Origin of the sequence: Vibrio sp. EJY3, from assembly GCF_000241385.1 — a bacterium.
GTDB classification, from domain to species: Bacteria; Pseudomonadota; Gammaproteobacteria; order Enterobacterales; family Vibrionaceae; genus Vibrio; species Vibrio natriegens.
The window spans coordinates 2,004,265-2,015,988 of sequence record NC_016613.1 but is presented as its reverse complement, the minus strand read 5'-3'; the positions used below and the strand labels follow the sequence as shown (position 1 = coordinate 2,015,988).

Annotated in this window: 10 protein-coding genes; 4 read left to right on the top strand and 6 right to left on the bottom strand. The window is 38.3% G+C overall.

The window, feature by feature from the left end:
- Positions 1–50 precede the first annotated feature (50 nt).
- The 4 genes from cfa to VEJY3_RS09150 form a co-directional block, all read right to left on the bottom strand.
- Positions 51–1,193: a cyclopropane fatty acyl phospholipid synthase gene (gene cfa, locus VEJY3_RS09165; protein WP_041170346.1), complete on the bottom strand. Its 1,143-nt coding sequence runs from the start codon at positions 1,191–1,193 to the stop codon at positions 51–53.
- A 302-nt stretch (positions 1,194–1,495) separates the two neighbouring features.
- A complete protein-coding gene (gene metK, locus VEJY3_RS09160) occupies positions 1,496–2,647 on the bottom strand; it encodes a methionine adenosyltransferase (protein WP_014232179.1) in 1,152 nt (383 codons plus the stop codon).
- 468 nt (positions 2,648–3,115) lie between these two features.
- A complete protein-coding gene (locus tag VEJY3_RS09155) occupies positions 3,116–3,808 on the bottom strand; it encodes an SDR family oxidoreductase (protein ID WP_014232178.1) in 693 nt (230 codons plus the stop codon).
- Between the two features lie 693 nt (positions 3,809–4,501).
- Positions 4,502–5,686, bottom strand: coding sequence for an MFS transporter (locus VEJY3_RS09150; RefSeq protein WP_014232177.1), 1,185 nt, complete (start codon positions 5,684–5,686; stop codon positions 4,502–4,504).
- Between the two features lie 157 nt (positions 5,687–5,843).
- Here VEJY3_RS09150 and VEJY3_RS09145 point away from each other — a divergent pair, with 157 nt between their 5' ends.
- Positions 5,844–6,728 (top strand): LysR family transcriptional regulator, encoded by an 885-nt coding sequence (locus VEJY3_RS09145; RefSeq protein WP_014232176.1) that lies wholly within the window; start codon positions 5,844–5,846, stop codon positions 6,726–6,728.
- A 292-nt stretch (positions 6,729–7,020) separates the two neighbouring features.
- On the opposite strand, the gene VEJY3_RS09140 is transcribed toward VEJY3_RS09145, so the two are convergent.
- A complete protein-coding gene (locus tag VEJY3_RS09140; protein WP_014232175.1) occupies positions 7,021–7,926 on the bottom strand; it encodes a TIGR03571 family LLM class oxidoreductase in 906 nt (301 codons plus the stop codon).
- A gap of 132 nt (positions 7,927–8,058) precedes the next feature.
- Positions 8,059–8,964: a LysR family transcriptional regulator gene (locus VEJY3_RS09135; RefSeq protein WP_014232174.1), complete on the bottom strand. Its 906-nt coding sequence runs from the start codon at positions 8,962–8,964 to the stop codon at positions 8,059–8,061.
- Between the two features lie 118 nt (positions 8,965–9,082).
- Between VEJY3_RS09135 and dkgB the strand changes: the two genes are divergently transcribed.
- The 3 genes from dkgB (at position 9,083) to VEJY3_RS09120 (ending at position 11,553) form a co-directional block, all read left to right on the top strand.
- Entirely contained in the window at positions 9,083–9,883 is an 801-nt protein-coding gene (gene dkgB, locus VEJY3_RS09130) for a 2,5-didehydrogluconate reductase DkgB (RefSeq protein ID WP_014232173.1), read from the top strand.
- A 1-nt stretch (position 9,884) separates the two neighbouring features.
- On the top strand, positions 9,885–10,217 hold the full coding sequence (locus tag VEJY3_RS09125) for a hypothetical protein (RefSeq protein WP_041170234.1): 333 nt from the start codon (positions 9,885–9,887) through the stop codon (positions 10,215–10,217).
- A gap of 424 nt (positions 10,218–10,641) precedes the next feature.
- Positions 10,642–11,553, top strand: a complete 912-nt coding sequence (locus VEJY3_RS09120) for an IS5 family transposase (RefSeq protein WP_014232171.1) — start codon at positions 10,642–10,644, stop codon at positions 11,551–11,553.
- The last annotated feature ends 171 nt before the right edge of the window (positions 11,554–11,724 follow it).

The window sequence follows — 11,724 nt, the reverse complement described above, 5'->3', positions numbered from 1 at the left end:
TTAGTGTAAACGTCGTAACTGTCAGATCAAGTCTGCATTAGTACTGATTGTCAGATAGCTCGTACATACTCTGGTTTTTTAGCTCCGACTTTAGTCAAACTAAATTGCCACAGATTTAGACTTCTGCTCCGGAATGCGCCCGCACAACTCAATAGGTAGTAGCGCCACATACGATAAAATCGCTCGTCATATTTTGAACTTAAAAACTCCCAATTTTTGTCGAAGTTATCATACCACGAGAGTAACGTTTTATCATAGTCTGGCCCAATGTTGTGCAAATCTTCAATATTGTACAATCCATTGATACCACTACCAATCTGAGCAATTGAGGGGATGACGCCATTTGGGAAGATATATTTATCAATCCATGGATCTGTCTCGTTTGATGAAGTTGGACTACCTATAGTGTGAACTAAGAATACTCCGTCATCGACAAGCATATCGTATGCTTTTTCGAAGTATTCTCGGTAGTTATCTGGGCCTACATGTTCCAACATACCAACCGATACAATGCGGTCATATTTTAATTCTGGGACGTACTCTCTATAATCCTCTAAAATAAAATTAATAGGGAGTTCTTGATTCTTAATTAATTCTTTTCCATAATTTGCCTGTTCCTGGGACAAAGTCAAACCATCGCAAATAACACCATAGTTCTGTGCAGCGTAAACCATAAAGCTACCCCACCCACAACCTATATCCAATACACGCATACCTTTTTTTAGACCCAGTTTTCGACACAATAAGTCAAGTTTGGCTTCTTGTGCGTCATCAAGTTTATCACTGTCTTTCCAGTATGCACATGTATATGTCATGCGCTGATCTAACATAGACGAATACAAGTCGTTACCAATATCGTAATGATAACTTACGTCTTTTTTCGATCTCTCAATGCTCTGAAAATTAAATGCTTTCTTTAGCTTTCCTGCCCCTACCTTTAGCCCTAACGAAATCTTTTGCAAGGAACCTAATTTCGATTCCACATCGGATGAAAGTAAACGAGAAATCATTTCAGCCATATCTTTACATTCCCACAAACCATCCATGTATGCTTCACCAAAAGCAAGTGACCCGCCTGTTAAAATTTTATCGTACAGAGATTTATCATTAACAATTAGGTCCCAACTTCTATTTCCATTTATTTTTATATCTGCAGAAGAAAGAATGCCTTCGAATAAATCATGATTGCTCATAACTTTTACCATTATTACATACCTTTGACTAAAGTTATTAACTAAATTGATTATTAAACTAATCGTTTAAGTGGGGTTATGGTTGAATTATTTCAAACAAATACAATGATATTTTTTACGTAGAGTAAGTTTTATTTATAACCATCGTGGTTTAAGTATTTTGATTGAATAAAGTCATATGAAGAGTTTTAATATAAACTCAGGTTGTTTTTTGATTAATATACCTGCCTAGGAGTTAAACTAAGGATTTTATTTTTTCAAAAATTACTATGAAAAAGTCTTTAGGAATAGTTTTCCACAAACTATAATTTAGCAAACTCTCTAATTGATAGGGCTTTGTCAGTTTTCTCCCATGAAAAAGTTTCTCTGCCAAAGTGACCGTATGCAGCAGTCTTTTTGTAGATAGGTTTTAATAAGTCCAACATCATTTGGATTCCGAATGGACGTAAATCGAAGAATTGACGGATAGCGCTAATGATGACCTTATGTGGTACCTTTTCTGTTCCAAAAGTTTCAACCATAATTGATGTTGGCTCGGAAACGCCAATGGCATACGAGAGCTGCACTTCACAGCGTTCGGCTAGACCAGCTGCGACAATATTTTTAGCTACATATCGGGCTGCATACGCTGCCGAGCGATCAACTTTTGATGGATCTTTGCCAGAAAAAGCGCCCCCGCCATGGCGTGCTGAACCACCATATGTGTCAACAATTATTTTTCTCCCTGTTAAACCACAATCGCCCATTGGCCCCCCGACAACGAATCGGCCAGTAGGGTTTATAAAATATTTAGTTTTATTATTCATCCACTCATTAGGTAAAATGGGTTTAATTATTTCATCCATAACGGCATCACGAAGAGATTCCGTTGATATTTCATCGCTATGTTGAGTGGATATTACAACAGTATCAATACCAATGATCTTTCCATGTTCATACTGAAAGGTAACTTGAGATTTAGCATCAGGGCGTAACCATGGTAATGAACCATTCTTTCTAACTTCAGCCTGGCGCTCCATCAATCTATGCGCGTATGTTATTGGTGCGGGCATCATTACATCAGTTTCATTCGTCGCATAGCCGAACATTATGCCTTGATCCCCAGCTCCTTGCTCTTGTAGAGATTCTTTGTCAACTCCTTGATTTATGTCTGGAGATTGTTTGCCAATCGTATTCAATACCGCACACGTATTTGCATCAAATCCCATATCTGAGTGTATATAACCTACATTGCGAATTGTATCTCGAGTAATGTCTTCGATATCAACCCATGCCGAGGTCGAAACTTCACCTCCAACCATTACCATACCCGTCTTAATGTAAGTCTCACAAGCTACGCGAGCTTTGGGATCTTGAGCTAAAATAGCGTCTAATATAGCATCCGATACTTGGTCTGCAATCTTATCAGGATGACCTTCTGAAACAGATTCAGAAGTAAATAAGTGTTTGTTCATATTGGTTTCTCGTGTAAGTTTTAAATTAGATATGATCTTAGTTATATGTTTATGCAAAATTATTTGTATGCATTTACTTCAACTAACTCTGCGATGTATCTTATATTTTCTTGTCATGTAATAAAGTGTTTAACTTTATTGTTTGTGTCTAAGTTATGTTGATCTAGCCATCACTCTATTATCGTTATTACTGGTAGTTTAATGCTATTTAATAGTGTATCTCACCTTAAAGAAATAATTCTATCTTGCAGTGCTCTGCACATTTACGAAGTGCTGAAAGACAAGAACGAATGAATTTTTACAAGTTGTATCAGTTGCTAAAAATAAAGTCCCTTAAGCTAATTATTTATAAAATATCTCTATCATCTTCATCCCACTCCCAAGTGATGTTAAAATCACCAATGCTCATAAGGATTGATCGTATGTAGAAGAAGATTGCAATGATGGCGAACAGACCTAAAATATAAATTACCAAGGTAACCTCGTACCGTCATAAAGTAAAAAAGAACCAGAATCAGTATCCGTACATTTATTTATTAGTTCAATCATAGACTTCACACTTTCATTTGGACTTATTTTAGCGTTTACTCCCCCCATGTCTGTTTGAACCCAACCTGGATGAATAGCTAATGCTTTAATTTTTTCGTCAGATAAATCGACAGATAGCGTTCTAATGACTTGATTTAGAGCAGCTTTAGATGCTCGGTAACTATATCTACCGCCTGATTGGTTGTCATCGATACTAGCCATAATCGAAGTCATTCCTACAATAGTTTTATGCTTACCAATTTTTAGGTTTTCAACTAAAGCTTGGGTAACAAGCACGGGTGAAATAGTATTCGTGATCATTACGTTCATCCATTCCATCATATTCATTGTTCCCAAGCTTTCACATCGATTACCATCTATTCCAGCATTATGAATTAAAATGTCAATTTCTTTGCCTCTAAAATAATCAGACAATTGATTAATTTGATCTTCTTTTTTTACATCAAGTCTATATAGAGTTATATTGTCATTTTTTTCTGCAATACTAATTAAGTCTAATGAATTTGCTCGATTTCTGTAACATGCAATAACCTGCCATCCTAGATTTGAATATTGGTTTACAAACTCTAAACCTAGACCTCTATTGGCACCGGTAATAAATACTGTAGGCATGAATATATCCTATTTTAAATAACTTAATCATAGTCATAGCAACTGTTAACTTGGCTACTATTCAAATATCTAGTAAGTTATAAACCTCAATCTGTGTTAATTTACGATGTGATTCGTTATGTTTGTATTTTATCCATATTAAGCTGGTAGTAAAATAGCATTTATAACAAAAGTAATTATCAGTAATGGCAATAATGTCGATATTTATTCTAGCTATATTATATGAATTGTTGTTACAGCTGTTATGTGTAAATTGGATGTGTTAACAAGTACTTATTTTTCCAAGTGAAGAACTTGCTGATCATACGAACCTGCTATGCACTCAAACTATTGACTGAACATCTTCAAGATAGGGCAGTAGTAATTTGAGATTTATAGTCGTTAAAATAAATTGGATATTGCTTGTGTATGCTCCACTATACACAATGATTATACCTGTTCCGTTGATTATCAAATCGAGTAGGTAGTGGTTTCTTCGTCCAGATTTGGTGTTTTATCCATAATATTTAACTCACTTAACCCAGTAATTGTTAGGAGCTAAATAACATTAGTATTGTTTTTATACTTAGTAATTGAAAAGCATATTGGCGAATCAATCTGAACATCAATTATTTTTTTTAGTGTTCTTAAAAATGAAAAACCCAGTCTTAGACTGGGTTTAAAGTGACGAACTATGTATGTTCTGTTCGATTCTTATTTGTAAGAGGCTACGTATTTTTCGTTGCGTTTGTCCAAACTTCCACTGAATCGTGTAAGTAATAGGGCAACAAAAACAACTACTGCTCCAATCCATGGTGTGTGCATTAGCCCAGCATTTGAAACTACCAGACCTCCGCCCCATGAACCAAGTGCGATACCAACGTTGAATGCTGCGATATTTAGACCTGAAGCAACATCAACTGCATCTGGAGTGTATTTTTCAGCCAGTTTTACTACGTAGACTTGAAGGCCAGGAACATTGCCAAAAGCAAACGCACCCCATACTAGAATGGTAATAACTGCTGCAGTTTGGTTTGTTGCTGCGACATTAAATACAAGAAGAACAACGATCAAGCCAATGAAAATTGCAGTTAGCGCTTTGATCGGTCCCATCTTGTCGGCCATTTTTCCGCCCCAAATATTACCGATTGCTACAGACACACCATAAACTAGCATAATCAGACTAATTGCATTCGACCCGAAGCCTGATACCTCTTCAAGGATTGGGGCCAAGAACGTAAATGCAGTGAAAGTACCACCGTAACCTAATGCAGTGATCGCATAAACCAATAGAAGTCGAGGTTGAGTCAATACTTTCAGTTGTGATGATAGTTTAGTTGCTGGTGGTTGCTTAAGATTACTTGGTACCAAAATAGCGCTGCCAATCAGAGCAATTAGGCCGAGAATCGCAACAATTAAAAATGTTGATTGCCAACCAAATGTTTGTCCGATCCACGTACCAAGAGGTACGCCAGTAACTAACGCAACAGTTAGACCAGTGAACATAATAGCAATTGCACTAGCTGCCTTTTCTTTAGAAACCAAACCAGTTGCGATTGTGGAGCCAATAGAAAAGAACACGCCGTGAGCTAAGCCTGTTAAAATTCGAGCAGTGACCAATGTGTTGTATCCTGGTGCTTGCCACGCTAATAGGTTACCAAGCACAAACAGGGCCATTACCGCTATTAATACATATTTTCGTTTCCAGTTGCCTGTCAGCGCAGTTAAAACGGGAGCACCAATCGCAACGCCAAGTGCGTATAGGCTAACTAAAAGACCCGCTGAAGGTAACGATACATTTAAGTCTGTTGCCATTGTAGGGATTAGCCCGACAATAACAAACTCTGTGGTTCCGATAGCAAAGGCGCTAAGCGTCAATGCTAATAATGCTAAAGGCATAATATTTCTCTCTCTTAATCAGTGGACGTTAATAACCGAAACAGTTTCAACGTTTCAGTGGTTGTAATTATTGATTAGAATTTAATTGTAAAAAATAGTGTTTATTACAAAATACTTTTGCTACATTTGAAGTAAATGGTTCAGGGGGGAATAGAGCATGTTAACTAGGTCAGATGAACTTGAGATTCTTATCACTGTCGTTGATAGTGGTGGATTTTCTTCAGCAGCAAACTCACTCGGGATTCAGGTGGCACGGGTTTCCAGGGCAGTAAGCAAAATTGAATCTCAATTGGGTATCACACTTCTGAATAGGACAACGCGAAGGGTAGAAGTTACAGAGGAAGGCCTTCAGTTTGTCGAGTCTGTTCGTAAAGGATTACGTCAAATTCAAGAAGCTGAGGAAGATATAATTACAAGAGGTGAGCTACCGAAAGGACGGCTCAGAGTAGACGCGGCTAGTCCCTTTGTTTTACATCAACTGGTTCCATTAATTCAGCCATTTAAGGAGGCTTATCCAGATATACAACTAGATTTAACCTCTAATGAAGGATTTGTTGATTTATTGGAAAAGAGAACTGATGTTGCGATTCGAATTGGGCAATTAGCCGATTCTACATTGCATGCAAAGCCGCTTGGTACTAGCCCATTATTTATCGTTGCATCTCCGAGTTACTTGTCAAGAAAAGGGTTTCCTCAATCAGTTAGCGACTTGAAACAGCATAGTTTGATTGGCTTTTCAGGACCTAAGGTTTTAAATGAATGGCCTCTTAGGGGGTTTGATATTGGAACTCCAGAACTAATATCTAGTAGTGGTGAAACCATAAGAAAACTAGTACTTGAAGGGAATGGGATTGCTTGCCTTTCAGGGTTTATGGTGAAACAAGACTTAGATTCGGGTCGACTCGTAGCATTACTAGAGTCAGAAAAAACTGTCAGCACAGGGAGAGAGCAGGTAAATGCGGTTTTCTACAAGTCATCTTCTTTATCTAAACGAATAACAGCATTTATAGATTTTATTCAGCCTAGACTTACATTGCGGTGAGTGAATTTTTGTTAAAATAACAAAAGAGTTTTTTTATTATTGGCATAATCCGAGCGGGTCGTATAGCATGATCGTAAGCATTAATTGCATATGCTCTAATTTGGTTGGCTAAAGAGATCTTCTTTCCACAACATAGTAAGGTATTGGATGTGAGTTTAAAAATATTTCAAGTACTGAACAAGAGGTTTCAAGGGGGATTACCAACTCGATTTTTGGGAGCAGGCAATTGAAACCTCCTATTGTTCATGCAATGTGCCGCAATTGATTTAGTTGGCACATTGTTTCAATCAGCTTATTGGAAGTGAGGGAGGACTTCGCGAGCAATTTCTTTTAACGCATTTTCAATAGGCTGGTGATTTCTTCTGAAGTGTAAACCGATATGGTCCACCCCGATATTTTTCATAGCCTCTAGCTCGGTAATCAATCCTTTCACACCAGTCTGAACTCCAAAATGATGCCTAATGATAGGGGCATTAGGATCATCAACTAAGTCGAGGTGAATGAAACTGATATAAGGTTTATCTCCTGCAACCTTACGCCAAAGCTTAACGCGATTTTCATGGTCTTGTGGTGTACCTGGGTACGCAAGCCAACCATCTACATTTGCGCCGATCCACTCAGGATTTTGTTGAGCTAATCCCGCTACATAGATAGGAATGTCTTTAAACTCGGGGAGCAACTGAAGCCCGTCTTTGAGTTTAGAGTTATTCGTATCTTTTAGTATTTCCAGACTGTTGCGAAATACTTCACTACGGTTGTTAAAATCCACATCAAATAGTGGATACTCGCTCGGGCGATCTCCACTAGCAACACCAAGAATTAAACGATTGTTGCTTAGTTCATTGATTGTTGCGGCTGCTTTTTTAACAATCCAAGGCTCTCGTAACGGCAGAACAATAGCAGCTGTACCTAATAAGATGTTATTGGTACATGCTGATAGATAACCTAGATAACTGAACGCTTCAAAAACTTGAGCAGCATCACCAAAATTTGGATCATAAATCGGAACATCTCTAATCCAAGCTGCTTTGAAACCAAGTTCATCTGCCAGCATGATCCGTTCTTTATGTTCAGTCATATCAGGAACGCCAAATGGTTTATGATGGAGTAAACGTTTTGTTTGGCCTTCTCGAGTCCAATCGTTATCTAAGGGTAGCTCTACTCCAATAGAAAAAGAAGTATTTAGATTTTTATGCATAATATTGCCTACCAGAAAATGTTAATATCATTTAGTGGTGAGATTTTGATCTCACTCAATGAAATTATTTCATCTTCAAAGTAAGAAAAAGTGCCTAAACGACAAAACAGTTTTGTATAAATAGGCTACACACTAAAGAAAATTGAAATTCTTGACCAATAGTTCTTCCTTTATAAAGTTAATAAACGAACTTATTCTTCTCGAGGTTCCTGCGTTTTTGTAATAAACGGCGTGGATAGGTTGTTTTACCTCACGCGAATACTCGCTAAGTACCTCCACTAAGTGGCCACATTCTCTATCTGAGTGTGTCATGAAGTCCGATAAACATGCGATGCCTGCTCCTTGAAGTGCGAGGCATCGAATAGTCTCACCATTGTCAGACCTAAGGCTGCTGTTAATTCTTAGCAACTTGTTGTTCTTATCCATAATTGGCCACTCTTTTAATGATTCAGGTTGGCTAAATCCTATCAGTTTGTGATCAAGTAATTGTTCTACCGATGATGGTGTTCCGAAATTGCTGAGGTATTCAGGGCTAGCGACCATTCTAATTCGACTATTTCCTATGAATGTCGCTCGTAACGTTGAGTCTTGTAGTTCGCCTATACGAAAAGCTATGTCAGTTTTCGTTCCTAAGAGGTCGATGTTTCCTTCACTGGAAGTTAGTTCAAGGTCTACATCTGGATAACGGGATTGATACTGTGCAATATGTGGAGTCAATGCATGCAATAAAAATGGAGTAGCAGCATTTATCCTTAGTAAACCTGAAGGATTAGATTTTTGACTTTGAAGTTGCGCTTCAGCAAGTTCCACTGCATCTAAGATCTCTCTTACTTTGTCAAGATAGATTGCTCCTTCATTCGTTACATCTAACTTACGAGTAGTCCTGTTTAGCAATGTTGTATCCAACTTGCTTTCTAGTCTTGATACTGTGCGACTGACGGCTGAAACAGTCATTGACATTAGTTTAGCCGCTGCACTAACTGAACCAGTATCAACGACGGCTACAAAGGTTTTCATTTCATCTAGAGTTGCTTTCATTGTTGATAATTTCTCAATATAGATTTGATTATTATTAACTTTACGGAAATCTTACAAACTCGTAAAGTAAATTTGAATTTTATATATCGAATAATATCAATGAGTTTAGGAGAGTTATATGAAAGTACCATCATTTGGAGTAGGAACGTTCCGTCTAGAAGGAGACGTTGTAAAAGACTCTATTAAGAATGCATTAGAAGTTGGTTATCGTGTCATTGACACTGCTCAAATTTACGGCAATGAGAAAGAGGTAGGAGAAGTTATCACACAAGCGAACTTAGGTCGTGATGAACTATTCATCACAACTAAGATCTGGGTAGATAATATGAATTCTGAGCGACTTATCCCTAGTTTGAAGGAAAGTTTGGACAAGCTTAATACTGATTATGTGGATTTAACTTTGATTCATTGGCCAGGTAGCAATAATGATGTAAAAGAATATATGACGTCATTACTTGAAGCAAAGAATATAGGGTTGACTCGTGAAATAGGGGTATCAAACTTTAACATAGACCTACTACAACAAGCTATGGATGCCGTAGGTAAAGAAAACATTGCTACAAACCAAATTGAACTTAGCCCATATTTACAAAATCGCAGCTTAGTTAAATTTATGCAGGAAAATAATATACAAGTTACATCTTATATGACACTAGCTTATGGTAAAGTTTTGGGAGATCCTGTTATTGGCGAAATCGCAGAAGAGGTTTCGGCTACACCGGCTCAGGTAGTACTCGCATGGGCATTATCTAAAGGTTACGCTGTCATTCCTTCCTCGACCAAGCGCCATAATTTGGCTAGCAATCTTGAAGCACTAAACCTTAAACTTACAGATGAAGCCATCTTCAGAATTGACTCACTGGAAAGAAATGGACGTGAAGTAAACCCTGAAGGACTTGCTCCGAAATGGAATGATTAATATGAAGTATATAGATGAAATCCCAGAATTCGCAGGTGGGTCATATCTTGTCGAGTATGAGGGATTATCTGCGATTAATACCTATAACGCCGACGCTTCTGTTGTCAGCTATGAAATTATTAGTGGTGCACTAAAGGGGACCAGTGGACAAGCAGCCTGCCAATGGAAGGTCCTAAAACAAGGGTTATATGCGATTTCATGGCAGGAAGAAAATGGAGCGACTGTCGTACATCTGGACAACTTCACTAGCGGTCAGTCTTCATCTTTCTTTACATCTAGTGATCTTGATTTTTATAGATTAGAAGGTCGCTTAAGTAAGCGTAACGGAAAATAAAAATAGGCAAATAATACAAGCTCGCTTGCTTTTAGCATTGCGAGCTTATCATATTGGTTCTATTTAAGTGAGTACGAATTGTCACCTAGATTAATAACATTGGAAATTACTGAATCTTATTTACTAGATTGTAGTTGTACTATGTTTTAATGTTATTAAAAAGCAATGGTTTGGAATATATTTAGATGATGTAGGCTCTGGTTTAACATCAATAACTAGTTTGTTTCGTCTACCGTTAACTCAAATTAAATTTTCTCGAGATTTAGTCGTCTAAGCTATAAGTTCGGCTTGTTTTGAGCTAATTTCTCTCTTATGTCGTTACAGTAAAAATAAGGGAGTTGAAAGGCTTTGTTGCGGAAATCGAAGGAACTAAATCAGAATATTACGATCAGATCAGGGACATTCATTCACTGACTTTGATTTCATGCCGAAGCCTCGCTACAAAACCACTAACTGGTGCAAGTACAATAACTCCTTGATCAACAGAGGTTCACTCACGTTTTGGATTGACGAAGAGGCCATAACTGAGTGGAAACAATCTAAACGTGGTAGACCAAGATTGTTTAGTGATCTCGCTATCACGACTGCTCTCATGGTAAAGCGCATTTTTTCCTTACCATTAAGGGCGCTACAAGGCTTTATCGACTCTGTTTTTAGATTGGCGAGCGTCCCATTGGTTTGTCCCCACTATACTTGCATCAGTCGCCGAGCTAAGGATGTAGAGATCAATTTCAAAGCCTCATCACGAGGCGCTATCCAACACCTGGCTATTGATGCCACTGGGCTCAAGGTATACGGTGAAGGCGAATGGAAAGTGAAAAAGCACGGAACCGATGGTAAGCGTCGAGTCTGGCGTAAACTCCATCTTGCTGTTGATACTGACACTCATGAAATTATTGCAGCTGAACTGACACTTTCAGGCGTGACAGATGCGGAAGTACTCCCAAATTTACTCAAACAAACACGCCGATCCATCAAGAAAATTTCGGGAGATGGCGCATACGATACAAGGGAGTGCCACAGGGCGATTAGGGTTAAGAAAGCGATACCTCTAATCCCTCCACGTGAAGGAGCCGCCTTCTGGGAAAAGGGGCATCCACGTAATCTGGCGGTTGGTTGCCAAAAGCTCTATGGTTCGAACAAAAAGTGGAAACGAAAGTATGGTTACCACAGGCGTTCATTGTCGGAGACCGCTATGTATCGCGTAAAACAGCTACTAGGCGCTTCACTCACGCTTCGAAATTACAACGCACAAGTTGGGGAAACATACGCCATGATCAAAGCACTCAACAAGCTAACAGGGATAGGTATGCCCGAAACCCAGTATATCGTTTAAAATACAAACGATTTAGCTAGTGTTCGTCTTATGATGTTGTACAACGATGCCGCGTTTAGAGTGATTAAAACTGCTGGAATCCGATCCTGGGTTATCAGTTAACCTAATGGGCGGTATTATCTCCTAGATATTCCAGTTCGAATTACGTATTCATCATCGAAAAGGCTATTT

Coding starts and splice junctions, on each gene's coding strand:
- VEJY3_RS09120 (WP_014232171.1), top strand. CDS start 10,642: ATGCCGAAGCCTCGCTACAAAACCACTAACTGGTGCAAGTACAATAAC.
- VEJY3_RS09140 (WP_014232175.1), bottom strand. CDS start 7,926: ATGCATAAAAATCTAAATACTTCTTTTTCTATTGGAGTAGAGCTACCC.
- VEJY3_RS09135 (WP_014232174.1), bottom strand. CDS start 8,964: ATGAAAGCAACTCTAGATGAAATGAAAACCTTTGTAGCCGTCGTTGAT.
- dkgB (WP_014232173.1), top strand. CDS start 9,083: ATGAAAGTACCATCATTTGGAGTAGGAACGTTCCGTCTAGAAGGAGAC.
- VEJY3_RS09150 (WP_014232177.1), bottom strand. CDS start 5,686: ATGCCTTTAGCATTATTAGCATTGACGCTTAGCGCCTTTGCTATCGGA.
- VEJY3_RS09145 (WP_014232176.1), top strand. CDS start 5,844: ATGTTAACTAGGTCAGATGAACTTGAGATTCTTATCACTGTCGTTGAT.
- VEJY3_RS09155 (WP_014232178.1), bottom strand. CDS start 3,808: ATGCCTACAGTATTTATTACCGGTGCCAATAGAGGTCTAGGTTTAGAG.
- VEJY3_RS09125 (WP_041170234.1), top strand. CDS start 9,885: ATGAAGTATATAGATGAAATCCCAGAATTCGCAGGTGGGTCATATCTT.
- cfa (WP_041170346.1), bottom strand. CDS start 1,193: ATGAGCAATCATGATTTATTCGAAGGCATTCTTTCTTCTGCAGATATA.
- metK (WP_014232179.1), bottom strand. CDS start 2,647: ATGAACAAACACTTATTTACTTCTGAATCTGTTTCAGAAGGTCATCCT.